Genomic DNA, 25,693 nt, shown 5'->3' on the forward strand with positions numbered 1-25,693 from the left:
TGAACCGGCACGATCCATTACAGGCCACCGGCTTACTTTTTTCGAACTCCGAAATATCGGTCAAACATGGCGGACATATCCATTCCTTTATTGGGATCGGCTTTGCCACTGTTTGAGCTTTCCTTGCCTTTGGGGCTATAGCCAAAAAATTGTTCAAACTGTTCCTGCATTCGTGATGGATCAGACCATACCTTCTCGGTATTCGTACTGGATGTTGCTCCTTTTACCCCTTCTGGATTCCCTGTAGATCGAGGTTGTTGATTGTATGCTGCCCTTAACTCGGGATTTCCGAGTGTGCTGTAGGCCTCATGTACTTGTTTGAAACGCACTTCTGCCTGCGGATCTCCCCCATTAACATCCGGGTGAAATTTCTTCGCCAATTGACGATAAGCCTTCTTGATCTGCTCCGGAGAAGCTTCACGTTCCACACCAAGCACGGCATAATAATCTTTCATGGTATTCGTTCCTGCCTCCCTGCCGTATTCGGGCGTAAATAAAGATTAAGGGGCACCAGGGCCCCTTAACATGACAGCGTTATTCTGGGCCAGTCATAACTGACCCGGAACATTAGTTGCCCCCTTTTATACCGGGAAGCCGCCTTCGATTTTAGTGAATTCAGTTTTGTCTTTTTTCTGTTTGATGAACAGGCTGAATTCACCCACGCCTTCGGTATCTCCGAAACGCTCTGTGTAATCCACAACGAACGCGTTAGGCAAGTAAATTTTGCGTACCACTTGATCCGCTGCAACCACTTCCAGGGTTACTTTACGGTAGCAATCTGCTTTTTCAGCTGGAACAAGGGACCACAGAGCAAGTTTCATCGTGTCATCTGCATTGTCACCGTCTGTTGCTGTAATAATTTTGCCACTGATGCGAAGTGTTGCACCTACATCTGTGGATCTAGCGTTGGAATCATCTGGCGTATCTGTGTCATACACTACGGTTTGGATATTATCCATTCCCAATTCGATTGTTTCTGCGCCTTCTACTTTCAATACAAAACCCATTAATAAAAACCTCCTTAAGATTAGAAAACAATGTGCCCGGCATGCTCTCCATCTGGGGAGAGGTACCGGAATATATGTATAAGGTCAGCCAATAAAGGCTGCCTCTAACACCAAAATAAATGTCTATAATTCGTTGTTTAAAGAATTATATTCAAAATTCAAAACTTGTAATTACTCCAGCCTCTTACACTTTCATCGCGCTGGTGCCTTTGGTAATCATGACCTCCAGATTCTTCACGTTGCCGTTGAATACCAGGTCAATGTGGCACATATTGCTCTTCTCATCGATGATAAAGCTCATGTCGTCACCTTCCTGAATGATCGAATTGATCGACCCTCGGGTTCCCAGCCACCGGCTCTTCTGACTGCTCGGATTGTTGCTGAAGAATTTGACGATATTTTCATGCTTGAAATCACCCGTCTGGAAACGGAGCAAGCGCTCAATGTAAGTACTTACGAGTGTTTTATACAAGGAATCAAAGCCATCTTCGGACATCGCCATGCTTCTCGCTTTGTATACCGTGATCCGCTTGATATCACTATCCTGGATTTGGGCATTTTCCGATGAGAAAATAAATCCAAAGTTTTTCCGGTTAATCGAATCCTTGATAGTGTTCGTAAATCCGGAGATTTCTTTGGTCATCGTAGTCACTACACGCAGACTGTTATCGCCTGCTTCAATATCAAAACGCACACCTGGATAATCCCGGTTCACGGTTTTGAATGCGCCTCGTAGGTACTCAGGGCACTGATATGCAGCCACAATTCCGGCAGATACATAAGACGCACCGACATACACACCTTCAATCCACAGCTTCAGAATGTCTTCTTTCTCCTTGGAAAGCTCCACACCATTCTCCGTCTGGAGCATACGACTGTCGATCACGACACCCGATTTCTCTTTCGGAATGATGGTGAAATTCGGAGCACTTGGAATGGCGAATTCGCTGTAGTCCTTGCGAGTTAATACCGCGCATTTATCAATATATTTATCGATGCCTGCGGTAGCCATGCTGCTGAATGTTGTCTCTTCTCCAGATTCAAAGCTGAAGAATACTTGTACTTTGTAGTCTTTAACGACTTGCAGAAGCATAGACAAGGATTCCATACTGTTTCCGTCTTGTTTAACCACTTTCTCATTACCACGGAAACGGGCACGACTGACTTGAACTTGTCCCGTATTCTCCAGTTCAACGGAAGGAACAATACCGAACCAAATGGTGTCGGTAAAATCATTCTTCGCATTGACTGTGTTGAGATAGGTCTCCAGCCGCGGAATGTTACTGCTCTTGACAAGCATATCCAGCTTGGCATTGGCAATCAGCATGGAAGGTAGCATACCTTTGTTTTTGGTCGCATATTGATCAAAGAACATTTTGACACCCAAAATTTTCTCTACCAGCGGTTTTACGGTTTTCACAAAGTCATCCTTGGCGTTCTTGTAAAATTCCAGGTATGTATTGTAATTCTGTACTTCAACTGCCGTATCCACATCCGTCTGAACCGCGGGCAGTGGGCAGAATGTACGAACGACCAGATCCTGTACATACGGTGAAGGTGCCTCAGAGAGTGAATCATAATCTTCGGCAAACACCTGAGTCAAATCTGTGCTTGTCGACTCATCCAGGAGCATCAACTCGTTGTTATCACTCTTTGGAGCTTCGATAATTTTCAATTCTCCGCTCTCACCAATCGTGAGTTGTCCTACCTGAATTGCTTCGGAAGAAGTTTCTTCTTGAGCACGGCCCAGCAACAAGCGGGTTTTGATATCTTCGATGGCCAGTGGCAGCATTGCCATAACATTGTTATAGTTCCGGCTGGCATCTTCAAACATGACATTAAGTTTATCCCCGATATCCAACTTCTTCGGGTCCCCATCATCCAGCTTCTCATGCTGGCCGTACATGTAATGAATTTCTTTCCGTACCTGCCGAATGTCATCCATAACCTTTTTCGGTGAAATCATATCCAGCAAATTTTCAAACTTGAAATCTACATTCGTAATCCCCTGACTACGTTTGGTATCGATCAGGGTAAAGAGCATTCTCAGGAAGTCATTGCTATGATCAATTTTGATCTCAGAGATTGCTTCATCCGGAATCCCTTCCGGCTTTTTGAGCGTATACATGACTTTCTGATTTACTGCATTGAAAAAGGAATACACACTGGGAGAAAACTTGTCCAAAAACTCATCGAAGTTTCGTACAAGCAAGTGTTCGTTGATCTCCTTGATCTTGTCATCATTCAAACTGTCGATCCCTTTTACGTCACCGACAATCGTAATCAAATCCATTTTCTCCGGATTGATCTCTTCGAAAAGCATCGTTCGGTTCGTTTGATTAATAATATCCATTCAGGCAACATCCCCCAAATGATGGTTCATTCGGGCGAATGCTTCCCCCCCTCCATCAATTTTTGACACTCCGCACACACTATCAGCCTTTAGTCATGATCTAAGAGAATCATTCTCTCAGGCAATCACAAGTCCAATAGAACGAGCTGTCAACATACGACTGGAACTTATGTACCAGATTATGCCGTTTGCTTTGGAGATTTATGGAATTCATCTTAATCATCAGCGATATGTTTTGTCAATATTCCCCTTTATAGGTCTAAAAGCTCATTTATGTGACTTCGATATACCTATAGAACTAATTTCCGATTTTCGCTTCACTTCCCTTCGAATCATGCCGATGATAAAGAATATCCTATAATCTGGATGATGTTCAATGATTTAAAACTAGTGGAGTTTTCCCCCTAATCAAGAGGAAAGCACCTTATCGTATGCGGTGTTGCAATATTCTTCACTTATCAAAACTACGCATAACGGGGTTTTATCGTGTAGAAACAAAATTTTTTCAACAAAAATTAGCTTGATATCAAAAAAACAATTGCAGTACCCAAAACAGAAAGGAGATTCAAAGCATCATATGATATTAATAAAATTCAAAAAAACAATTTTAACTCTCTTGTTCATCAGCTTTTTAATTCCAGCATGGGACATGAGGAGCATATACGCTGAATCATCTGTCAAGACCCAGACGTATGAAGGCCTCGATGCCATGTTTGTCCTGGATGTTAGCTACTCTATGAATGAGACCGACAAAGATCGCATTGCCGAAGAAGTTATACATATGTTTATGGATATGAGTAGTGGACCTAAGACCCGATTAGGGTTTGTAGCTTATAATGATAAGATCACTTCATCCGTACCACTGATGGATATTTCATCCTCTGGTGCTCGCAATAATCTTCGTAGCCGTGTGGATGGCTTAAAACGTTCAGGATATACAGATCTCGGACTTGGCTTACGCCGAGGGGCTAGCCTGCTCGAACAATCGCAGACGGACAAACGTAAACCATTTATGATTTTGCTCTCTGACGGAGAAACGGATTTGCGAGGATCAACGAGCAGAACACCTGCTGACTCCTCCAAAGATGTGGACAAAGTTATTGAGATGGCACAACAAGCTGGTTATCCCATCTATACTGTGGGACTAAACCGCGACGGTACCGTTAACCCGGCAGAATTGGAGCGTATCGCCAAAGAAACGGGTGGTTCTTCCTTTATCACCGGCAGTGCGGACGATCTGCCTGAAATCTTCAATCGTATTTTTGCAGATCAGATTCAATCCGTTCTTGTATCTGTAGCGGCTGTAACTGCAACAGGAGCAATGCAGGAAGTAACCGTGGATATTCCTAACTCCAGCATGGCGGATGCCAACATTATCATGCTCTCTGATCATGCTGTCTCCGAAGCTCAGCTCTATTATCAGTCGAGCAACGTCAGCTTCATTCGTTCTGATAAATATGCTCTGATGAAGATCATTCGTCCGGTCAAAGGACAGTTCAAACTGAAATTCAAAGGCCGTAGCGGTGATCTGGTGAAGATTAACCTATTAGGGAACTACAACGTCTCTGCGGTCGCAAATATGGCAACGGAGCAGCCAGTCAAGGGGAAGAGCATCACATTTGAGGCATCACTCTACGATCAGGCTGTGGACCCTAAACCCATTAAGGACTTGGATGTGTACAAGGGACTGGAAGCGGAACTCATTGTAACTCCATCTGATGGAAAAACAGAACGTATCCCTTTAACCAATACAGGTAGCGGATTTACGGGAAAATATACTTTTCCCATGTCGGATCTGTACACATGGGGACTGCGGATCGACGGTCCAGACTTTTATCGGGAAATTACTCCGGTTGAAGTAGACATTACGAATCAAGCACCCGTAGCCACCGGTGAATCCATGGTGTTATCCAAAGATGACAGCAATACAGATGTCGACCTGAACAACTACTTTAAGGATGCCAATAATGATCCATTAACGTATGTCCTTGCAGACGGTGGAAGTGAGCGCAAACTCGGGGATGCCGTCATTGAAGGTAACCTGTTGCGATGGTCTTCTCTTCACACTGGAAGTTCAACGATCAAGGTGACAGCAACGGATTCTGAGGGAGCAAGTATAACTACAGACATTTCGTTGCAAATTCATTCTTTACGTGAAAAGGTACTGCTCTATACAGGATTGGGCCTGCTGCTTGCTGGTGCTATTTTCGCACTGTATTGGTTCGTATTGAAGCCAAAACCCGTATTTCGCGGAAGACTGGAAGGATACTTTCTAGCTACAGCGAACGGCGAGGATATACCAGTGACCAATTGGCCTTTAACCTCATTGGAACGCCGAAAAGTAAGTCTCAGTGAACTGTTTGATCGCATGGACATCGGGGTCAAAGTACCAGAAGCGGGACGAATCTGGCTGGAAGCTGGTAAGAAAGAAACGTTATTGGTACGCCACGATACGAATTGTACGGTTGTCCGAGGCCGAACGCCAGTGAAGCGCCGACACACGGAAGCTATGGAGTATAATGAAAAGTTGTATATTACGTTTGAGGATGGTGTTACGGAGATCGAAATTCGTTACAAAGCCATCAAACCAAGTACCAATATCTATGTAGGACAAAAGAGAGATCCACAGTAAACTACGTAAGTGGAAATGAAGCACGCTGATGCATGTTCTCTCTGAAAATATAAAAGAAAACAAGCCAGTTCATACCCTTCAAGGGGACGAACTGGCTTGTTTATGTTGTTCATACATATAAATGCTATGCTCTCATTAAGTGCTTCTACTCTATGAACACAGGTCACGCCTGCTTACGCCGTCTCATGTTGCTTTTTCGGCTCCACTTCATAGACCTGCGTATGTTCATTTTCAGCCAAAGACCATTCCACCGTTCCAGGTTTACGCACTTTCCACACCCAGGCTTGAACTCGGAGCGAGCTTCTGACCCAAGCCAGAGAAGCACAGCGTTTCTCAGAACGCACCGACAGCCCCCAATGAATAACACGTGCAAGCCAAGGATTCACATATTCATTATGTGAACGAACAGATGGCAGTTCATCCTGGAACAACCGTTGCTTCACGTCCATAGGCGGCTGACCGCATGTCCAATAATGGAGCAGAGCTGCAAGGCTATAGATGTCCGACATAGGTCCCTGACTGGATTTTTCCGAATAAAACTCCAGCGGAGAATAGCCAGCCGATGTAAATATCGCCTGTTTTTCTCCGGATTGCATAGGCCAACGGGTAGCTGAGCCAAAGTCCAGAAGCTTGGGTGTACCGTCCTCCATGACCATAATGTTGGAAGGTTTCACATCCCGGTGAAGAATGCCTTGCTTATGTATATAATCCAATGTATCCACCAGTGGAAGCAGCGTCTCCGTTATGAATGCAGCATCAAGCGCATGATTGTGTTCATTCAGATACTCGGTCAACGTAATCCCTGTGCAGTATTCCATAACCAGATACCCCGTATCATTCGCTTCAAAATGATCCAAATACGAAACAATATGAGGATGATCCAGTGTCGATAACAGTTCACCTTCGAGCAGAAATGCTGCTAGCAACTCCTGATATTGCCCACTATATCCCCGCGAAGAACAGTAGACTCCCCGCTTGTCTGCCTGACGTTCAGCCAGTCGCAGTGGGAAGAATTCCTTAATGGCTACCTTGGCACCTGTGTTACGATCTCGCCCTGCATATACAATAGCCAACTCACTGCTGGCCAATACCTGTCTCACCTGATATGTATCATTTATAATCACATTGCGTTGCAATGCCATTTTGCAATTGTCTTTTCTCATAACAGACCTCTTTTCAACCTTGTCGATCGGAAGACTTTCCGCGTAAATGCATCATTTGGTCCAGCCAGTAAGCGATTCATCGCCAACCATCTATATAAACCAAATGATGCAATACGAAACACCCCTACGCGAAATATTTAAATATTAATGAAATCAAGCTTTCTACGATCTACTTCTAATCCCTATTCACACTATTATATAGAAGAAAAGAGTTCTCTTATATAGAGTATCGACAGATGAAACCAATAACTTTATTAAACTGGAAAAACACTTCTACGTCCAGCTCTATCCGCTTTTTTTAATAATTTTTCTGTAAAAACTGCCCTATTTCCTTGTTCATTTGAACCAATACATCCTGTGAAGGAAAATGTCCTGTATCATACTTGATGGCTTGAACATTCGGAATAATTTTTTGAGCCCGTTCAATACACTTATCCGCTGGGAAAAATACATCCTTCTCCCCCACCAACAACAAGGTTGGTGACGTATAGTTCACCAGTTCTTCCCGCTCCGTGAGCTTGGGCAGATCCTGATCTATGCTGACGTATTTAAAAAGTTTGCCGATAATGTTTTTGTCCATTTCTTTCATGCAGTTGCACGACATGGTGTCCGTAATTTTTTGCAAAGAAGATGGTGAAGACGTCATGCGGTACTTGACGAGCGGTAGCGTGATATCCTGAGCTGTTTTGATTTTGGAATTGACAGCGAGACCCGCAGGAGCAACCAACACGGAGCACGAAATGCGTTCCGGAATATAGGTGGCCAATCTGAGGATAATGCCTCCTCCAAACGATGGACCGATAAATGCACTCTTTTCGATATCATAGTGATCCAGCAGATCCGACACCCATAATGCCAAACTATCAAACCGTGTCGAGATGCTGGCTTCCTCACTATAGCCGGGATGACCAATCGTATCAGGAGCAATAATACGGTATTCTTTAAACAAGGAAGAGAACCATGACAACGTCATCGGATTCACACAATTACCGCCCTGAAGAATAAATAACGGCTTGCCATCTTGAGGACCTGTTAATAAAACATGCGTCTTCCCAAAACGTGTCTCCACATACTCCCGTGTAAATCCCTCACCCAACTCATTCAAATAAATCTCATACTCTTCGAGAATGCTACTCTTGCCTTCTTCACTTCTGTAAATGGAACTCATGTCTGCCTCCTGCAAAATATACTCAAATAACCCATTCTAGTGAATGGACTTGCTAATCAATGGACCAAAAAGATAAAGAGGGCCTGCAGATGACAGGCTCCTCCATATGTTTAACTAATCATATTCAGATGATTATAGAGCGGAAACTGGAAATTGTAAATATCGATTCTAATAGACAAGAAATGAAGGAGGCATCTAAAAGAAAAATGCTTACTTCCGGCCGTAATCTGCCTTGATTTCGCCCCACTGTTTGGTCTGCCATTTTAGCACTTTATTGCTGTACGTATTCGTCTGAAGCCACTGCTCCGCACGGTCAATCATCAGCCAGATCTCTTCCGTGGAGTTGTCCCGCGCTAACGTCGTGGCTACTTTTTTCTGCTTCAGCCATTTCATGGCATTGACCGAGTCGGTATACACCGTTTTGGTACTGCCTTCTTTCTTCAAATGTGCGAGAGCATGTACAATAGCCAAAAATTCGCCCAGATTGTTCGTGCCTTTGGAGATCGGTCCGACGGAGAAAATAATCTCACCTGTGCGGGTGTCTACCCCTTTGTACTCTACTGGTCCGGGGTTCCCGCGTGTACCCACATCAACAGAGATGCTGTCGTAATCCACTTCCTCCGACGTTTCCATACCTGCGCTTCTTCCGCTACTGGCTGACTTTGTCTTCGATGCTCCGCCTGCACTTGAACCCCAGTTCCCTTTCCATCCGGCACGATACGCTTCTTCTGCAGCCGATTTGGATTCGTACGATTTATATTTTGCTCCGGTATAATGATCCGTCTGCGCTTTGCAATCCGCCCATGTGTTATATACGCCAGGCTTCTTACCTTCCCAGACAACATAGTATTTCTGTTTCGCCAATGTGACCCGCTCCTTCATTTGCTGCATTCAATACCCTATTGTAAACGATTGGGAGGTCCGAATGAAAGCAGTCGTTCATCCTTTTAAAGAAAAGAAGGTTATGAAAACTCTCCTATGTTTGGAGGATCACCTCCAAGTCCTCAACATTTCTAAAGCTACTTCCAAAAGCTTACTTTGATTGTTTTGCATTTGTAACTCAATGATGTGTTGATACCTAAGTATTTGTGAATTTGTTAGCCTATCCATCGCTTGCTCCAATAACATGAATGACTGCGCACTCACTTCCAGACTGGAATCACCGATAAATGGGATGATGTTCTCTATATGTAGTATGTAATCCAGGTGTTCAAGAGCATATAACAATGTGCCTCTGCTGCCCAAAGTCTTGGGGTCTGTTATGACTTCCAATAATGGCTCGACTGCTCGATTGTCTCCAATGTCAGATAAAGCGATGGCAATTTCATTTCGTAATACATTGTTTTCTGTAGATTTTAAAATTTCAATCAGAAAAGTTAATTGAGATATATCCCTCTTCTCACCAATACTTGCTACTTGTTGGATAGCACCTTCCATATCTCTTTGGGAAAGCATTTCTTGTATTATGTTCGTATACATCGTACGTAATATCACTCCTCTTTTGTTATAAAAAAGGACTACTTAAATAACATCGGTAATTTCCTTATTTTAGGATGTAGGATAATAGTCCCTTTATTATGGGACTATTTCACTTACTCCCCTTTCTTCCTTTCAATTGCATAATTCCTCCAACTCCAGAACAGCCTAAGCACAGAGCATAGTGGACATAGAAAGGAACAACACCAATGGACTGGATATGGAAATCCGTTTTACTTGTACTTATCGGCATGATTCTGCTGCGGATTGCAGGACGCAAGTCAATCTCGCAGATGAGTGTCGCCACAACGGTCATCATGATCTCCATCGGAACAACGATTGTACAGCCCATCGCGAATCATGAGCTTGGCAAAGCGATTGGATCGGCATCAGTATTCATTCTGACATTGCTTTTGGTAGAACAACTGCAATTGAAATTTAATGTTTTTGAACGTATGATGAGTGGTAGTTCCAAAATGGTGGTAGAGGACGGGAAAGTCATTATTCCGAATCTGAAACGTATGCGATATACGATGGATCAACTTGAAATGCACATGCGACAGAACGGAATTACAAGTGTAGACGATCTGGAGACGGCAACCGTAGAGCCCAATGGTCAACTCGGGTATGTGCTAAAACGACATGCTCGTCCCGTGACGATCGGAGACCTGGAAGAAATACTGCGTAGCTATACAATTACAGATAATATTCCTGCAACGGGAGAACAACCCCCACAACAGGACAGCAACAAGTCTTCCACGCCTAGCGATAACTCCACAGATATTTTCCAAGAAGTCAGCATAGGTGCTCATGCTCAGCCCGTCGACCCTAAGCTTCAATAGATGCTCTTTAACCTCTCCAAAAAAATTAAAGACCGGCCCTGCGAGCACCTAATAACATCGCTCCAACAGGTTCGGTCTATTTTTACTTCAATTAATTATTCCTAATATTCACCAAATCAATCCAAGCGGAGATATAGTCTTAATCAACGTGTACTCAGGTAAGCAATACCCAAGCCGCCCGTAACCGGATTTTTATAGATTTCACAGTCTACATCGAATACCTCGCCAATCATCTCGCGAGTCAGAATATCAGTCGGTTTCCCATGGACCACAATCTGGCCCTTTTTCACCACATAGAGATAATCGCAATATTCTGCGGCGAGTTCGAGATCATGCAACGCTGCCAATATGCCAATGCCGAGTCCACGGACAATATTCAGAATTTGTAGCTGGTATTTGATGTCCAGATGGTTCGTCGGCTCGTCCAGAATCAGAAATTCAGGTTGCTGTGCCAGGACACGTGCCAAGACCACACGCTGTTTCTCTCCACCGGACAGAGAGACGTAATTACGATCAGCATGTCCAGTCAGATGTACTTTTTCCAGAGCCTGCTCCACGATTTCGTGATCCCGCTCATTATCCGTTTCCAGCATTTTTTTATGTGGAGTACGACCCATCATGACCATCTCACGCACCGTAAAATCAAAGCTGAGCTCATTAAATTGGCCGACAACGCCCATATGTCTGGAAACGATCTTCGGGCTGGATTTGAGGATATCTGTATGATCCAGAAAAACCTTGCCTTGCTGCGGTTTGATCACTTTATAGATGCTCTTGAGCAACGTTGATTTGCCACAACCATTTGGTCCGATCAATCCAACGAACTGTTTGCCGTTCACCTGTAATGAAATATCCTTGATGATGTCCGTGTTCAGCACAGAGATGGATACATTTTCTACGTTCAGTTTCATGTTTAATTCCCTCCAAAACCGTAGCCTTTTTTGACCAGCATATACATAAACATTGGCGCACCAATCATGGCTGTAATAATACCGATTGGCAACTCCACGCTGGATATGAGGGATCGTGCGATCACGTCTGTCCAGATGAGGAAAATGGATCCAAACAGCACGGATACAGGCATCACTTTACGATGGTCAGAACCCACTAGACCTCTCACAATATGCGGAATAATCAGTCCGACAAAACCAATCATGCCACAGCTCGCCACCATGACGCCTGTCACCAAAGCGGTTAACAGCATGTACAGCCTGCGGTACACACTCAGATTAATACCCAGCGTAACGGCCGCCTCGTCCCCCAGTAACATCGTATTGAGAACTCTCGACTGCAACAGGAAGAATAGAATAGCCACCAGCACGACGATACCCACCAGCGGAAGTTTGTTCCATCCGGAAGCCGCGAGGCTACCCATGGTCCAAAACGTCACTGTTTTGATGCCTTCGGCATTGTTGGCAAAATAGATAATAAAATTGGAGAAAGCGCTACATAGCGCATTAATGACCATTCCAGCAAGCACCAGCTTGACCGACGTCATTTTACCCCGAATCCCTGCCAAAGTCAGGACCAGTAAAGAAGCCCCCATCGCTCCGGCAAATGCCCAGAAAGCCACCCCCGTCTGACCCAGCCAGCCAATCGCACCAAAGCCAATGAGAATCGCAAAAGTCGCTCCAAGTGAAGCGCCTGAGGATATACCCAGTATGTAAGGATCAGCCAGTGGATTCTGCACAGCAGCCTGCATAACAGCACCGCACAAGGCCAAGCCTGCGCCGATAAACATCGCCATCAGCACACGCGGGAAACGAATCTGCCAAATGATATCGGTGAAGGAGCCTGCCTCAATTGGTGTTGCCCCCCACTGAAATCCCGTTAATTTGTATACAAGAATTCGATAGGACTCCGCCAGCGGAATACGAACCTGTCCAATGGAAACCGCGATTCCTACGGAAATAAGCGTAATAATGATTAAAGCTGCAATCAGTAAGGCAAATCCGGATTTACTATGAATCAAAGACTCTCTTTTCCCCTTGCGCTGTGTCTGAACCTGAACCGTCTGTGCCATCTCTTCCCCCATCAATTCGCGTAAAATGTAGAACAAATTAATTTTAGCTATTTACAAAGTGTTTTCTCGGATTATAATTGAGAATGATTATCTTTGTCAATTTAAAACACATAGAAAAGGGGTTCATCTTTTAATGAAATTCACATCCAGAACTATTGGCTTCGCTGCTCTAAGTCTCCTGTTACTGCTGCTTGCAGCCTGTTCAAATGCATCAACTTCTTCCCCTGCCGAAGAAACAACTTCAACAACTAACACGACAGAAACTTCAGCTTCTGCTGAGAATACTAATAAAACGACATACCCGCTCACCATTGAGAACTTCACAATCTCGGGTGAGGGCGGCGAGTGGAAACCCAAAGTGCAAGTATTCGATAAAGCACCTGAACGTGTTGTTGCGAATACCCAATCTGCGGCTGAGATGCTCATCAAATTAGGTCTGACCGATAAAATGGTCGGTGTTGCTGCTCTATACGGTTCGGTTACACCGGATGTGGCTGATGATTTCGCCCAAATTCCGGTATTGTCCAAGGATTATGTCGGTAAAGAGCTAGTTGTGGGCGCAAGCCCGGATCTGGTACTCGGACGGGGCGACTTGTTCGCAGATGCAGACTGGGGCGTGGGTACCGTGGATGGATTAAATGATATGAACATCCGTACATTCCTGCAAACAACCAATCACAAAGGTACGCTTGACAGCCTGTATAGCGATATCGCACAACTCGGTCAGATCTTCGACGTCCAGGAAAATGCCGTAACATTCACGGAAAGCCTGAAATCACGTGCTGAAGCGATCAAAGCAAGTGTAGCTGATCAGCCTGAGCACAGTTTTGCCTATATCGTACCTGCCACGGAAGACACGATTACCGTAAGCAGCATGCAAAACGATACGTTTCAACTTGATGCACTCGGCCTGTTGAAGCTGAAAAATACGTTTGATGGTGTGCAAGGTGAAGTTAGTGTAGAGCAGCTGATTACAGCGAATCCGGACTACCTGCTCTTGTCCGCTTATGCCGGTTCACCGGATATCGATAAGCTGATTGAGAACCTGTATGCCAACCCTGCCCTGCAAAGCATGAACGCGATCAAGAACAAACAAATCTATGTGACAGATTTCAGCCAGTTCTGGGGTTATGGATATCAAATTCTGGATGGTATTGAGAAAATGGGACAGGAAATGAGTGCCAATCCAATCAAGTAATCGCCGGGTGTTGGCTTGTAATGTAGTATTGCAGCGAAGTATTAAAATGAAGTAAAAGCAAAAGAGCAGGAGAAGAAATTCTCACTGCTCTTTTGCTATACTGCGCATGCAATAAATTATGGAGCAAAGCTTGACATTAGTTTGATAACAAACTATATTACACGTATGAAAACAAGAGACGCTATTTCACTCATATCCAAAATTAAAGAGAAGGTCAACCGCTTTATCCTAGCCGAGATGGCTAAGCAGGGAATCCAAGATCTCGCTACGTCCCATGGGGATATTATCTATGCCCTGTACAACAATCAGAGGATGACCATGGCTGAAATCGCCAAAAAAATTGGCAAGGATAAATCCACAGTGACTGCACTTGTGGACAAATTGGTGCGGACAGGATATGTGCTCAAGGAGCGTGATACGACAGATTCACGAGTTGTTCATGTGGCTTTGACTGCAAAAGGAGAAGAACTAAAGCCTGTCTTCGAAGAGATATCGCAGCGCATGCTGGACATGTTTTATGCGGACGTTACGGAGGCAGAGAAAAAAGAACTGCTGCGAATTTTAATGAAAATTCATAGCAACTTCTAATTTTTTTTGGATAAATAGTTTGATATCAAACTAATAGTTCAAAGGAGGTTTTTGATATGACGGACTACACTCGATTGTTACCTGAACATGAGGTAACGAAGATCGGAGAACATGATTTACACTTGGAAATATTCGAAGGAACCCCAGTTCATGACGCCGAAGTAACAACGAAGAAGCCACCTCTTCTATTTGTTCACGGTGCATACACAGGTAGTTGGATGTGGTGCAAATACATCCCCCACTTTGTCCAGCATGGTTGGACCTGTTATGTCATGAACCTGAGAAGTCACTACAAGAGTCGGGTCATGGACATGACCAAGATTACGTTTGACGATTATTTGGAGGATATTCGTGAAGTGTTAGCCGGGATCAACGAACCTCCCGTTCTTATTGGCTTTAGCATGGGTGGCATTCTCAGTCAAAAGATTGCAGAAACCGTTACTCTTGCAGGCCTGATTGTAATCGACGCCAGTCTGAGCAAGGAAGTTCATGAGCTAATCCCCTACCCGCAAAGCAATCAAATCACACCTGGGATCATCATTCCTGCACCTGTCCGTGATGAGCTGACCAGTATAGATGAGACGGCAGATGACATTGCTTTTCAACGTAAATATCTTCAGATGGAGTCTTCGAAGGCATTTAGCACATTTTCCGTGATGTTTGGAGCAGATGGCGGTGTATCCATTAATGGCGACCTGATCAATTACCCCAGCTTGGTGATCAAGGCTGTTTCCTGTGAAGACGAAGATCAGAGAGGCAAATTAACTGCCAAGCAGCTGCATGCTGAATATGCCGGACTGTGGGATACGACCCATACGGGTTTACTAGTAGGCCAACGGTACATGGAAGCTGTCGATATCATTCTTAAATGGTTACACAGACAGCAAGAATGTAAATACAAATAACCGCCCAATATCATTGGGCGGCTTTTTTCTGCAACAAAAGTAAGACCTACTGTCTGTTAGCGCTCAGGTTTCTCTTTTTAAGGAGGTAGATTCCAGCAACCAGTATAAACCAAACCGGAGTGACAAATAGCGCTACTCGCGTGTCCTCAGCCAACGCCAACACTACCAGCACAAATACCAAAAACGTCAGAATTAAGTAGTTCGATAACGGATATAGTGGCAGCTTGAAGCGACTACGGCTCGCCAGTTCCGGCTGAGTACGACGATATCTGAGATGACAGATGACCATGATGCCCCAGACAAAGATGAAGCACACAGTCGACACGCTCGTGATCAGCGTGAATACGCCCTCTGGCATCACATAGTTCAACACAATCGCGATTAATATAACAATCGTGGAGAAAAACAGTGCGTTGGAAGGAACTTTCCTTTTATTCAGTCGTGCAAATGACTCAGGTGCGTTGTGATCTTTTGCCATGGAGAATATCATACGGCTTGTACTGAAAATGGCACTGTTACACGCTGACGCTGCGGACGTCAGTACCACGAAATTCACAATGCCAGCGGCGGCCGCAATACCTACAGCTGCAAATACCTGTACAAACGGACTTTCCGTAGGCACTATAGCGTTCCACGGGTAGATGCTCATAATAATCAGCAATGCGCCAACATAGAAGAGTAAGACCCGAATCGGAATCTGGTTAATCGCTCTCGGAATAACTTTCTCCGGGTTCTCCGTCTCCCCCGCTGTCAGTCCCACCAATTCCATGCCTACAAAGGCGAACACCACCATCTGGAACGATATGATGAATCCATGCAGTCCATTCGGGAACCATCCCCCATGACTCCACAGATTGGTGAAACTTGCTGGACCTTGATCCGTGGTAAATCCTTTGAATATCATATATAAACCAACAACAATAAGTGCCAGAATGGCCACGACTTTAATTAGAGCAAACCAGAATTCCATTTCACCAAACAGCTTGACTGTCGCCAAGTTCATGATTAGCAAAATGACTAACGCAATTAACCCTGGCATCCACTGAGGTACATTCGGAAACCAAAACTGCGTATACAATCCCACGGCGGTAATGTCGGCCATGGCAATGGAGATCCAACAGAACCAGTAGGTCCACCCTGTAATAAATGCCGCCATATTTCCCAGGTAATCACGCACGAAATCGACAAAGGAATGATACTGCAAGTTGCTTAAGAGCAGCTCCCCCAATGCACGCATGATCAGGAACAACACAACCCCCGTAATGATATAGGCCAGCAAGATGGATGGCCCTGTTAGTTGGATCGTTTTGCCTGCTCCGAGAAACAGCCCCGTACCTATTGCACCACCAATCGCCATCAGCTGCACATGCCTGTTTTTTAATCCCCTTGTTAACGTTTCTTCCTGCATGGTAAACCACCACTCTCTTTCTGCAAATGCTCTCTACGATGAAAAATAATATTAATCATCATATAATAATTTGCCCAGAATACATATCCCTCTTTTATATATTTTTTTGCACAGCAAATAGGCCGCCTTTGTAAAAGGTGACCTCTGTTTATGTACACGTTTATCATACATACCTGATGAAATATATTAAAATATAAATCAAGCATAGAGCGGCAACGACTAAAAAGGTAATCGCTAATGAACGTTCATTTTTCCAAATTCGAATCGCATTAGCAACATTAATCATGAATAACGCAATAAAGTTGATAACACTGGAAGACGATTGAAACGAGTTGAACACGATCATCATAAATCCTACGATCCAGATTAACAAAAACCACAGTGGAGTCTTCTGAATAAGCTGCTTCATTATGACTTACTCCTTGCATATTAAATTGGTCAGTTTACAACATATTCTTCAGTAGAGAGGTAAATCCCTTTATTTAGGTTATAAATTAAGCTGTTTAATAATATTCAGCTCCAATTTCAAGCATCTTCACAGTAAAAAGGGCTCCCGATTAAGGCGCCCTCTGGTCTGTTCAAACACTATTTTTGCTTATAAAACTCATGATACAGCTTCATTAACGCCCGTTTCTCAATCCGCGATACATAAGAGCGTGAAATGCCCAGTTCCTTGGCAATCTCGCGTTGGGTGCGCTCTTCCCCGCCTGCTTCTAAACCAAATCGACCGATCACGACTTCCTTCTCCCGATCATCCAGGATGTCGAGATTGCGATAAATTTTGCTTTTCTCAATCTTGAGCTGCACTTTATCTACAACGTCGTCGGCTTCCGTTCCGAGGATATCGATTAGCGTAATTTCGTTGCCTTCTTTGTCCGTACCAATGGGGTCATGCAGGGATACGTCTTTACGTGTTTTCTTCAGGGAACGAAGGTGCATAAGTATCTCGTTTTCAATACATCTTGCTGCAAACGTAGCGAGTTTGGTTCCTTTGCCTTGTTGAAAACTTTCAATCGCCTTGATCAAACCGATGGTTCCGATGGAAATAAGGTCTTCCTGATCTTCGCCAGTGTTGTCGAACTTCTTGACGATATGCGCGACGAGGCGCAGATTGTGTTCAATGAGCAAATTGCGGGAGTGGGCATTGCCTTCAGCCATAAGGCGTAAATGTTTGGCTTCATCATCCTCAGCCAGTGGCTGGGGGAACGCATTATTTTTGACATACGAGACGAGTAACGTTAACTCTTTAATGAATAGAGCAATTGCGGTAAACAATCCGGGCACAGATGACACCTCCTGCAGTTTTACAACGATCTGGCCTGAGCACATGTGGGAACAGGGTCGATCTATTGTATGTAGGCAGGGGCCCAGAAGTGCACGTACACTTGAAAAAGGGGATGATCTTGCGAAGTTTTCACAAACTCACCGAAACAATGGAGCCCACCCGCTGAAGCAGGAGAAATTCTTTTTCCACACTTTCAATGAAATACTTTTTCTCACCAAATAAGACGACATCATTCTGGGCTAATGCAACATCGCTTTTAAAATAGATTACATTATCTGTTTCTCGAAACGCACCTTTGTAGTAAAACATCAGATCACTCTCCTTCATAACGCTACCTATGTAATAAATTAAACCAATCCTTACATATTATTATGTCGAATTCCACCACAACATAGTAACTAACTCAAAAGCCCCAGCCCTGTGCGAAACAGAACTGAGGCCTTTACTCACTCTATGAGAATCCCTGTAAATATCCTTTTAAACTCAAATCCCTGTGTACACCGGTTCATCACTTGAAGATTCGTTGTGAAAACTGGTACAAACCGCTGTTCCAGACAGATGGTTCGTGCCCACCTACATCCAGATACCAGGTATGCGGAATGTTCATGCTGCTCAAGCCGTTTTTGAAATTCTGGCTGACCCATAACAGACCATCACTCGATCCACAGGAGATCCACAACAATTTGAGTTGGCTAGCGACTTGTCCCGGATTGGAAACCAGCTGCGATACAGATTGCGTATTCGGTGCAGCCGAGAAGGCCCCTACCCAGGCAAAGGTATTCAGATTTTTCAATCCAAAGTTTAGTGACTGCCCACCTCCCATAGACAATCCGGCTAGCGCACGACTATTCTTGTCTTTGTACACCGGATAATTGGCCTCGATATGAGGAATCAGATCCTTGAGTAGGTCTTGCTCAAATCGTTCAAACGCAGCCACTTTATCCGGAGCAAAAATGTCACCGACTGGACGATCGTCCTTCATGGCACGACCATTCGGCATGACAACGATCATCTGGGACAGCTTTCCTTCCGAATACAGGTTGTCCAAAATGTTCTTGGGTTTCATTGCATTTACCCACTCATACTCATCCCCGCCGATGCCGTGCAGGAGATACAGGACGTTATACTTTTTATTCGGAGAATATCCTGGCGGTGTATACACCGTTGCTTTCCGTGTAGTGCCTACCGTTGTGGAATAATAAAAGATCAGATTGGTATTTCCGTGCGCAATATCGTTTCGATAGGCATCATAACCCGGTGGTGCAGGCACAACCGGAGTGTTAGCCAGCGCATTTTGCCCCGTATTATCCATGGTGCCAGTCACTCCCTGATCTATCACCGCCTGAATGGGGGCTGGGGCTGGAGCCGCAGTTTCCTGCATATCGGTTGCAGACGCCATCGTTGGTACAAGGAGTGCTGCTGTAATGGAGAGACTCAGAATCTTGGACAGACGCTTTTTCATCAATATCAATCTCCTTTGGAATATGATTTTAAACCGTGTACAAATCTCATAACAGGTCTTTCAGATACACACCAACCCTAACTGAAAGCCCTTACATTTTAAAGCGAAGTTCCTCCTTTCCAAGCATGAATACGAACCGTTGTCCTCCCCCAATACGGAAGCAAAGATCCTTGATCCATAATTTACAATCAATTCCAATTGCACCTTTATTATATCATCTCACAAGACTTGTACATCATCAAAAGACTTAAATAACTATATCTTATAGTTTAAAAAGTATACTTTTACTCACCATCAGACCGTCTATCTGCTCCCCTACTCCGGATCTAATCATGATATAAAAAAGCCTCAACTCTCCGTGTTCAACGGATGAATTGAGGCGAACAGATTTCATTTTCAACTTGCCGATGCTGCCTCTGCAACTTCTACAACCTCTGACCCATGATGCTTACGCTCCATGAACAGACTGAAGAGCAGTCCTAGCAAGCCCAATCCGGCAATAACTGCAGCATACAAAGGTACGGATATTAGACCCGTTTGGGTAATTGCATATCCGCCCAGATAGGCACCAGCTGCATTCCCCAGATTAAACGCGGAATGACTCGAAGTTGTCGCCAGCAGCGGCGCTTCACGGGTCATATTCATGATTCGAATCTGCAATCCTGGCATAATACCAAAGGCCGCAACACCCCAAAAGAATATCGTAATTACCGCGAGATAAGGATTGTCCAGCGTAAGCGTAAGGATTGCCAGAAGAACCGCCAGTATCCCGAAATTGACGATCAGGGAAGGCATTAGTTTCCAGTCCGCCAGACGGCCGCCAAGCATGTTACCCAAGGTAACGCCGAAGCCGAACAATACCAGAATCCAGGTCACATTCTGCTCAGCAAAACCACTAATGTCCACAAGCATCGGGGTGATGTACGTAAACACTGTGAATAGACTTCCACAGCCCATCGCGCCAACGAGCAGGATCAATAATACTTGTGGACGCACCAGGTTGCGGAACTGCTGTCCGAGGTTTGCAGGTGCTCCTTGAGGTAGAACAGGAATGAAACGAATGATACCAATTAACGAAATGATGCCCAGAATCGTAATCGCCCCGAAAGATGACCGCCATCCGAGCTGCTGTCCGATAAATGTACCAAACGGAACACCAATGATGTTGGCGATCGTAAGCCCTGCGAGAACAACGGATACTGCTCCTGCCCTTCTCTCGGGTGCAACGAGCCGCGTTGCCATGATTGAACCTACACCCAGGAACGTACCATGGGCAAATGCTGTTAAAATCCGTGCCGAGATTAACAACCCGTAGGTGGGAGCAATGACAGACAATGCGTTACCGATGATGAAAATGCACATGAGCAGCACCAGCAGTTTCTTCTGCGGAATCTTGTGTGTAAATACGGTCAATATCGGCGCACCTACCGCTACACCAAGCGCATATCCCGTAATGAGTTGTCCTGCCTGTGGAATGCTCACATTCAGATCTGTTGCCACATTGGGCAACAGACCCATGATAATAAATTCAGTCATACCAATTGCAAAAGCTCCTATCGTCAGGCATAACAGGGATAACGGAAAAGCCCCTCGTTTACCAGACTGCGAAGCCTGTGGTTCTGTTGTGTGTTCTGTGGTGCCCATAGATGTTCTCTTCTCCTGTCTCTTTATCAACGTTTTTCTGTCGCCTTCAACCACAAGGCATCTGTTAATTGGTCAAACGTTTCACGCATGGCCAGCTTGTCCCGCCAGTGTGCCGGAATGCCGCTTAGCCCGTAATAAGCACCTGCGATTTGTCCGTACACCGCACCCGTGGTATCCGCATCATCACCCAGATTAACAGCTAGCAACGCGCCTTCCTCAAAGCTTGAGGATTTATGGAACGCCCATAATGCTGCTTCAAGTGAACGAACCACGTAGCCACTGCCCTTGATTTCTGGCGGTTCTTTGCTCTGATACGAACCCATGACAACCTCTTCAATTGCGGGTGAAAAAGTAAGCTCTTCCCTCCACTGTCGACATGTCTCTGGCATCAGCATGACGTTCTTGTCCGCTCCGCGCAAGCCAGCAACAAGTATCGCAGCCAGCACCTCACATGCTTCCACACTTTCCGTTGCTGCATGTGTTGTACGGGAGCTCAGCGCTGCATAATGAACCGCCTCCTTCGGACGATTGGCGTAAGCCATCGCGACAGGCGCAAGTCTCATAATAGATCCATTGCCCGCTGTCATCGGGTCGGCTGATCCGCTGTAGGCTTCTCCAGTTAATTCAAACCTCTCCAAGGCACTTCGTGTGGCCCCGCCGATGTCAAAGCAGTCGCCTGTGCTGCTCATATACCCAACCTTGTACCAATTGGTATATCTGCGCATCTGATCCGCAGGATCAAAATCTGCCTTACGTACCAGACTTTCTGCCAGACATAAAGCCATGGATGTATCATCTGTCCACTGCCCGGCCTCAAGCCCGAATACGCCGCCTCCCACAATATCGGTAACAGGTTCGAACGTACCCGGAGGACTGAATTCAACCGTAGTTCCGAGCGCGTCACCCACTGCAAGCCCGATGAGGCAGCCATTGAAACGGTCCTTTTGCAGCATCTTTGTGTTCCTCCCTTACTCCATATACTTTCAGAATCTTTCTTTCATTTTCCCACATCGCTTCATCCGGCGTAAAGCTAATAAATCCAATAACTTAAGTTCCATTTCTTCTATTCTAAAAGTGTCGAAAGCTGTTGAACGGTCAGTTCATCCAATTTTCATAAAAAAAGTTTTATTTTTTTGAACTGAAAAAACGGTTTATTCAGTACACCGCTTACATGTAAAGAGCTTAACGGTTTGCAACGTTTATTATTTTCTGAAAACAAGTCATTCACGCGAAAACTTTCAATGTAAACATTCATGACGCGCTTGACCCTTCAGTTTGTCCTATGTTACGGTTTTATTAGCTTCAACGCATATTTTTTCCCAAATTAATATTCATTTTCGATCTACTGCGTCAACTAACATACCGCAGGTTAATGAATATACGGGAATGAATTTGCAGAAAACTTTCACTTTGTTTTATCCCCAAACTAATTCTGAAACAGGAGGAACAAATTTATGATTAAGGCACTGGTGTTTGATTTCGACGGAACGATTATTGATACAGAGACAGCATGGTATATTGCTTTTCGTGATGCTTACAAGGAACACGGCGTGGATTTAACCCTGGAGATGTATTCACAATGCATCGGTACCAGTCTGAAAACATTTAATCCATATGAGTACCTCATCACAGATTTGAATCTTCCGATCGATCGGGAAGCGTTCAGGGAATCCGTTCAGTTGCAGCATGCTGCATTGATGAACAAAGAGGTGGTTCGTCCGGGCATTCAAGAATATCTTGATCAAGCACGTGAAGCCGGACTAAAACTGGCTGTGGCCTCTAGCTCCAAACGGGAGTGGGTCGAACAGCATCTGGAACAACTGAAACTGAAAGATTATTTTGAAGTCATCCGTACGGCAGATGATGTTGCGAATGTGAAGCCTGACCCGGAACTTTACAATCAAGCGCTTGAAGCCCTTGGAGTAACTGCAGACGAAGCCGTAGCGATTGAGGATTCACCTAACGGCGCGCGTGCAGCTGCTGCGGCTGGTATGCACTGCGTAGTCATCTCGAATACCATCACAGGAACACTGGAATTCGATATGCCTCACCAACGGCTGTCTTGCTTGACCGACCTCGCATTTAACGATTTGATTTCGAAGCCACTCGTCACTACCGTCTAAGGTCTGCACGAATTTCGCGATTTAATCCTTAAAGGGGGAGTTCACACATGAAAGCTGTACATTTTGGTGCGGGCAATATAGGCCGCGGTTTTATCGGTCATATGTTGTCCGCTTCCGACTACGAAGTCTGCTTTGTCGCACGTAACCCAAAGAAAATCTCCATGCTGCAAGAGAGACAGGAATATCCGATTACCCTGGCTAATAGGGATCAGGATACAACGATTGTCAACAACGTGACCGCTATCAATGTGAGTGAAGAGGATCGTGTTGCTGAAGAAATCGCTTCAGCCGATCTGATCACAACCGCCGTGGGTGTATCTGCACTCGGAGATATCGCCGAGCCGATCGCCAAAGGCATTCAACTTCGCATGAAAAACAATAATCAGGCTCCACTGCATATTATCGCTTGTGAGAATGCCATCGGTGGCAGCACTCGACTGAAGAAACGCATCTATCCATTCCTGGATGAACCAACCCGTAAAAAAGCCGAACGTTATGTTTCTTTCCCCAATGCAGCTGTGGACCGGATTGTTCCGGCTCAAAACCACAAGGACCCGCTGCAGGTCACTGTTGAACCTTTTTACGAATGGGTCGTTCATCGTCCAGCACTTCTGGATGGTTTTAAGAAAATAGATGGCGTCCACTATGTGGATTCGCTTGAACCTTATATTGAGCGTAAAATGTTTACGGTAAATACAGGTCACTGTGTCGCCGCATACTTCGGCTATCTCGAAGGATTCAAGACAATCCGCCAGGTGATGAGTAATTCCACCCTGCGGGCCAAAGTGCGCCATGTTATGGAAGAGACCGGTCAGATGCTCATACAGAAGCATGGATTCAACGCTCAGAAGCATAACAAATATATCGACACCATACTGGAACGCTTCGCCAATCCTAACCTGACGGATCAGGTGACCCGGGTCGGACGTTCCCCCCTTCGCAAGCTTTCGCCTCATGATCGGCTTGTTCGCCCAGCGATGCAGGCCAGTGAATTCGGAATTGAAATTCCTCATTTAACTTCTGCTATGGCGGCCGCAATGCTGTTCAATGATGAACGCGACGAGGAAGCCATGAAGCTCCAATACATGATTCGCGAAGAGGGTGTCTCCACCTTCATCCGTGAACGCATGGGAATTCCCGACGAACATCCCGTTCATCAGAATGTGATCGCCCGCTATCAAGAACTGAGAGGGCGCAAGGAATCGACTATACTAACCTGATATGATCATTAGGGTTACTGGTTCGATCCCGCAAACTGAATATAAGTATGGCCAAGAAGCCGGGAAGAACCTATGCATCAGCATCGTTCCTTCCGGCTCTTTGTCTTTGCACGGCACGACATATTCTATAATATAGTAACAGCAAAAAAAACAGCGCATCTCCTCTATCAAGGAAACACGCTGTTTAATGGTCGATTTAACTCACTTTATCGTTTGGCTTTAACTTTGTAGTCTGTAGCTCATCCATTTTCTACTCATTCATGATGGAATTAAGGGATGCATATGCCATGGGCAGGAAACCTTCAGACGGTTCACCAATAGGTGCATGGATGTGGAAAACGAAACCATTGCCGTCTAGGTCTTTAACAATAAAATACTCTGTTTTCTTATCATTCTGGGACATCATGTACAGTTTTGCATCCTTCATCGGCCCATTGCTGAGTTGTTCAGCCGTTAATTGCTTCACTTCTCCGGTCTCGGACAACTCTTCCTTGGCATTCATCTTCAGCGTATCCAGATTGTAATCCGCTGGCAGCTTCTCAATCTCTACCTCATAATCCGGATCAATCTTCATTGTTAACTCCTGGTCTTCCGCGTCAAAAGCCATCGGCTCAAACACATAAAGTGAATAACCTTTCGCTTGTGCCAGTGTCACTGGGCGCTTCTCGGTCATTCCTTCTACCGTCACTTCCAGCTCTGACGTCTTCGGACGATCAGACGTTACAGTACCGCCTGCATTGGAACCGTTATTGTCATCACCTGATTCGATTTTTGCAATCTCAGTGAGTACCAGCTGTTTCGTTGTTGCATCAATCGTTTTCTCTACATATTTGAAACGAACTGAATCTTCGTCATCGATATCATCCAGTGACTTCTGCAGATTTTCGCCCACCTGGAATGACATCGGTTCTTCATTCACTCGAATCTCCACGGTGTGCGGATCAGCCCATCCAGTCAGAATACCTTCGGCTTCTATAACAACACTTTCATTCGGCTGTTGCTCCGGTGCGGGTGACTGTTCTTCCGTATTATTCACTGGTGGCTGTGCAGCAGGACTGCTGTTCCCACAGGCCACAAGCGAGAATCCCATAAGTAAAACCAAGAGTGATGTACTGACTTTCATTGTATTTCCTTTTCGCATATGAACACCTCCGTTAGCTTATACGCAATGATGCTTGTCCATGTTGCTTCTCATC

Annotated in this window: 24 protein-coding genes; 7 read left to right on the forward strand and 17 right to left on the reverse strand. The window is 45.0% G+C overall.

All coding sequences use genetic code 11. From position 1 onward, the window contains the following. Positions 1-32 precede the first annotated feature (32 nt). The 3 genes from OM416_RS07605 to OM416_RS07615 form a co-directional block, all read right to left on the reverse strand. Positions 33-455, reverse strand: coding sequence for a J domain-containing protein (locus tag OM416_RS07605; protein ID WP_264928181.1), 423 nt, complete (start codon positions 453-455; stop codon positions 33-35). Between the two features lie 126 nt (positions 456-581). After that, positions 582-1,007, reverse strand: a complete 426-nt coding sequence (locus OM416_RS07610) for a membrane-associated protease 1 (RefSeq protein ID WP_264928182.1) — start codon at positions 1,005-1,007, stop codon at positions 582-584. A 184-nt stretch (positions 1,008-1,191) separates the two neighbouring features. Beyond that, positions 1,192-3,360 (reverse strand): hypothetical protein, encoded by a 2,169-nt coding sequence (locus OM416_RS07615; protein ID WP_062835607.1) that lies wholly within the window; start codon positions 3,358-3,360, stop codon positions 1,192-1,194. Between the two features lie 649 nt (positions 3,361-4,009). Between OM416_RS07615 and OM416_RS07620 the strand changes: the two genes are divergently transcribed. After that, complete coding sequence (locus OM416_RS07620) at positions 4,010-5,992, forward strand: vWA domain-containing protein (RefSeq protein WP_264928183.1); 1,983 nt, start codon at positions 4,010-4,012, stop codon at positions 5,990-5,992. 173 nt (positions 5,993-6,165) lie between these two features. Here the strand turns inward: OM416_RS07620 and OM416_RS07625 are convergent, their stop codons facing one another. The 4 genes from OM416_RS07625 to OM416_RS07640 all read right to left on the reverse strand — a co-directional run bounded on the left by OM416_RS07625 (position 6,166) and on the right by OM416_RS07640 (position 9,802). Further along, positions 6,166-7,155: a serine/threonine protein kinase gene (locus tag OM416_RS07625; RefSeq protein WP_264928184.1), complete on the reverse strand. Its 990-nt coding sequence runs from the start codon at positions 7,153-7,155 to the stop codon at positions 6,166-6,168. Positions 7,156-7,453: 298 nt separating this feature from the next. Beyond that, complete coding sequence (locus tag OM416_RS07630) at positions 7,454-8,323, reverse strand: alpha/beta fold hydrolase (protein WP_264928185.1); 870 nt, start codon at positions 8,321-8,323, stop codon at positions 7,454-7,456. Positions 8,324-8,533: 210 nt separating this feature from the next. Continuing rightward, a complete protein-coding gene (gene rnhA / locus OM416_RS07635; protein WP_264928186.1) occupies positions 8,534-9,187 on the reverse strand; it encodes a ribonuclease H in 654 nt (217 codons plus the stop codon). Between the two features lie 126 nt (positions 9,188-9,313). Next, positions 9,314-9,802, reverse strand: a complete 489-nt coding sequence (locus tag OM416_RS07640; protein WP_264928187.1) for a HEAT repeat domain-containing protein — start codon at positions 9,800-9,802, stop codon at positions 9,314-9,316. Between the two features lie 206 nt (positions 9,803-10,008). Between OM416_RS07640 and OM416_RS07645 the strand changes: the two genes are divergently transcribed. Then, positions 10,009-10,641: a DUF421 domain-containing protein gene (locus OM416_RS07645; protein WP_264928188.1), complete on the forward strand. Its 633-nt coding sequence runs from the start codon at positions 10,009-10,011 to the stop codon at positions 10,639-10,641. A gap of 143 nt (positions 10,642-10,784) precedes the next feature. On the opposite strand, the gene OM416_RS07650 is transcribed toward OM416_RS07645, so the two are convergent. Both OM416_RS07650 and OM416_RS07655 read right to left on the reverse strand, forming a co-directional pair. Then, a complete protein-coding gene (locus tag OM416_RS07650; protein ID WP_264928189.1) occupies positions 10,785-11,552 on the reverse strand; it encodes an ABC transporter ATP-binding protein in 768 nt (255 codons plus the stop codon). Between the two features lie 2 nt (positions 11,553-11,554). Further along, a complete protein-coding gene (locus tag OM416_RS07655) occupies positions 11,555-12,664 on the reverse strand; it encodes a FecCD family ABC transporter permease (protein WP_264928190.1) in 1,110 nt (369 codons plus the stop codon). Positions 12,665-12,797: 133 nt separating this feature from the next. Between OM416_RS07655 and OM416_RS07660 the strand changes: the two genes are divergently transcribed. The 3 genes from OM416_RS07660 (at position 12,798) to OM416_RS07670 (ending at position 15,355) form a co-directional block, all read left to right on the forward strand. Then, the gene (locus OM416_RS07660) at positions 12,798-13,862 is read left to right on the forward strand and encodes an ABC transporter substrate-binding protein (protein WP_264928191.1); all 1,065 of its coding nucleotides are present in this window, start codon (positions 12,798-12,800) and stop codon (positions 13,860-13,862) included. Positions 13,863-14,003: 141 nt separating this feature from the next. Then, positions 14,004-14,450 carry a MarR family winged helix-turn-helix transcriptional regulator gene (locus OM416_RS07665; RefSeq protein ID WP_264928192.1) on the forward strand — a complete coding sequence of 149 codons (447 nt, stop codon included), beginning with the start codon at positions 14,004-14,006 and terminating at the stop codon, positions 14,448-14,450. Positions 14,451-14,506: 56 nt separating this feature from the next. Then, positions 14,507-15,355, forward strand: coding sequence for an alpha/beta hydrolase (locus OM416_RS07670; protein ID WP_264928193.1), 849 nt, complete (start codon positions 14,507-14,509; stop codon positions 15,353-15,355). 46 nt (positions 15,356-15,401) lie between these two features. Here the strand turns inward: OM416_RS07670 and OM416_RS07675 are convergent, their stop codons facing one another. The 7 genes from OM416_RS07675 to OM416_RS07705 form a co-directional block, all read right to left on the reverse strand. Continuing rightward, complete coding sequence (locus OM416_RS07675; RefSeq protein WP_264928194.1) at positions 15,402-16,763, reverse strand: amino acid permease; 1,362 nt, start codon at positions 16,761-16,763, stop codon at positions 15,402-15,404. A gap of 163 nt (positions 16,764-16,926) precedes the next feature. After that, complete coding sequence (locus tag OM416_RS07680; protein WP_264928195.1) at positions 16,927-17,172, reverse strand: hypothetical protein; 246 nt, start codon at positions 17,170-17,172, stop codon at positions 16,927-16,929. A gap of 176 nt (positions 17,173-17,348) precedes the next feature. Beyond that, positions 17,349-18,047 carry an RNA polymerase sporulation sigma factor SigK gene (sigK, locus tag OM416_RS07685; protein ID WP_062329827.1) on the reverse strand — a complete coding sequence of 233 codons (699 nt, stop codon included), beginning with the start codon at positions 18,045-18,047 and terminating at the stop codon, positions 17,349-17,351. A 130-nt stretch (positions 18,048-18,177) separates the two neighbouring features. Beyond that, a complete protein-coding gene (locus OM416_RS07690) occupies positions 18,178-18,357 on the reverse strand; it encodes a hypothetical protein (RefSeq protein WP_264928196.1) in 180 nt (59 codons plus the stop codon). Positions 18,358-18,556: 199 nt separating this feature from the next. Then, a complete protein-coding gene (locus tag OM416_RS07695; RefSeq protein ID WP_264928197.1) occupies positions 18,557-19,510 on the reverse strand; it encodes an alpha/beta hydrolase in 954 nt (317 codons plus the stop codon). A gap of 396 nt (positions 19,511-19,906) precedes the next feature. After that, positions 19,907-21,154, reverse strand: a complete 1,248-nt coding sequence (locus tag OM416_RS07700; protein ID WP_264928198.1) for an MFS transporter — start codon at positions 21,152-21,154, stop codon at positions 19,907-19,909. A gap of 26 nt (positions 21,155-21,180) precedes the next feature. Further along, a complete protein-coding gene (locus tag OM416_RS07705) occupies positions 21,181-22,107 on the reverse strand; it encodes an ADP-ribosylglycohydrolase family protein (protein ID WP_264928199.1) in 927 nt (308 codons plus the stop codon). A 501-nt stretch (positions 22,108-22,608) separates the two neighbouring features. Between OM416_RS07705 and OM416_RS07710 the strand changes: the two genes are divergently transcribed. Together OM416_RS07710 and OM416_RS07715 are read left to right on the forward strand one after the other, a co-directional pair. Then, entirely contained in the window at positions 22,609-23,277 is a 669-nt protein-coding gene (locus OM416_RS07710) for an HAD family hydrolase (protein ID WP_062835621.1), read from the forward strand. Positions 23,278-23,324: 47 nt separating this feature from the next. After that, complete coding sequence (locus OM416_RS07715) at positions 23,325-24,497, forward strand: mannitol-1-phosphate 5-dehydrogenase (protein WP_264928200.1); 1,173 nt, start codon at positions 23,325-23,327, stop codon at positions 24,495-24,497. A gap of 250 nt (positions 24,498-24,747) precedes the next feature. Here OM416_RS07715 and OM416_RS07720 read toward each other — a convergent pair whose 3' ends face one another. Then, a complete protein-coding gene (locus OM416_RS07720; RefSeq protein WP_264928201.1) occupies positions 24,748-25,638 on the reverse strand; it encodes a hypothetical protein in 891 nt (296 codons plus the stop codon). Positions 25,639-25,693 lie beyond the last annotated feature (55 nt).

The sequence above is a fragment of the Paenibacillus sp. LS1 genome (assembly GCF_026013365.1).
Lineage (GTDB): Bacteria > Bacillota > Bacilli > Paenibacillales > Paenibacillaceae > Paenibacillus.

Excerpts from the sequence above, each read along its gene's own strand:
- OM416_RS07605 (WP_264928181.1), bottom strand. The coding sequence starts at position 455 with ATGAAAGATTATTATGCCGTGCTTGGTGTGGAACGTGAAGCTTCTCCG.
- OM416_RS07610 (WP_264928182.1), bottom strand. The coding sequence starts at position 1,007 with ATGGGTTTTGTATTGAAAGTAGAAGGCGCAGAAACAATCGAATTGGGA.
- OM416_RS07615 (WP_062835607.1), bottom strand. The coding sequence starts at position 3,360 with ATGGATATTATTAATCAAACGAACCGAACGATGCTTTTCGAAGAGATC.
- OM416_RS07620 (WP_264928183.1), top strand. The coding sequence starts at position 4,010 with ATGAGGAGCATATACGCTGAATCATCTGTCAAGACCCAGACGTATGAA.
- OM416_RS07625 (WP_264928184.1), bottom strand. The coding sequence starts at position 7,155 with ATGAGAAAAGACAATTGCAAAATGGCATTGCAACGCAATGTGATTATA.
- OM416_RS07630 (WP_264928185.1), bottom strand. The coding sequence starts at position 8,323 with ATGAGTTCCATTTACAGAAGTGAAGAAGGCAAGAGTAGCATTCTCGAA.
- OM416_RS07640 (WP_264928187.1), bottom strand. The coding sequence starts at position 9,802 with ATGTATACGAACATAATACAAGAAATGCTTTCCCAAAGAGATATGGAA.
- OM416_RS07645 (WP_264928188.1), top strand. The coding sequence starts at position 10,009 with ATGGACTGGATATGGAAATCCGTTTTACTTGTACTTATCGGCATGATT.
- OM416_RS07650 (WP_264928189.1), bottom strand. The coding sequence starts at position 11,552 with ATGAAACTGAACGTAGAAAATGTATCCATCTCTGTGCTGAACACGGAC.
- OM416_RS07655 (WP_264928190.1), bottom strand. The coding sequence starts at position 12,664 with ATGGCACAGACGGTTCAGGTTCAGACACAGCGCAAGGGGAAAAGAGAG.
- OM416_RS07660 (WP_264928191.1), top strand. The coding sequence starts at position 12,798 with ATGAAATTCACATCCAGAACTATTGGCTTCGCTGCTCTAAGTCTCCTG.
- OM416_RS07670 (WP_264928193.1), top strand. The coding sequence starts at position 14,507 with ATGACGGACTACACTCGATTGTTACCTGAACATGAGGTAACGAAGATC.
- OM416_RS07675 (WP_264928194.1), bottom strand. The coding sequence starts at position 16,763 with ATGCAGGAAGAAACGTTAACAAGGGGATTAAAAAACAGGCATGTGCAG.
- OM416_RS07680 (WP_264928195.1), bottom strand. The coding sequence starts at position 17,172 with ATGAAGCAGCTTATTCAGAAGACTCCACTGTGGTTTTTGTTAATCTGG.
- OM416_RS07690 (WP_264928196.1), bottom strand. The coding sequence starts at position 18,357 with ATGTTTTACTACAAAGGTGCGTTTCGAGAAACAGATAATGTAATCTAT.
- OM416_RS07695 (WP_264928197.1), bottom strand. The coding sequence starts at position 19,510 with ATGAAAAAGCGTCTGTCCAAGATTCTGAGTCTCTCCATTACAGCAGCA.
- OM416_RS07700 (WP_264928198.1), bottom strand. The coding sequence starts at position 21,154 with ATGGGCACCACAGAACACACAACAGAACCACAGGCTTCGCAGTCTGGT.
- OM416_RS07705 (WP_264928199.1), bottom strand. The coding sequence starts at position 22,107 with ATGCTGCAAAAGGACCGTTTCAATGGCTGCCTCATCGGGCTTGCAGTG.
- OM416_RS07710 (WP_062835621.1), top strand. The coding sequence starts at position 22,609 with ATGATTAAGGCACTGGTGTTTGATTTCGACGGAACGATTATTGATACA.
- OM416_RS07715 (WP_264928200.1), top strand. The coding sequence starts at position 23,325 with ATGAAAGCTGTACATTTTGGTGCGGGCAATATAGGCCGCGGTTTTATC.
- OM416_RS07720 (WP_264928201.1), bottom strand. The coding sequence starts at position 25,638 with ATGCGAAAAGGAAATACAATGAAAGTCAGTACATCACTCTTGGTTTTA.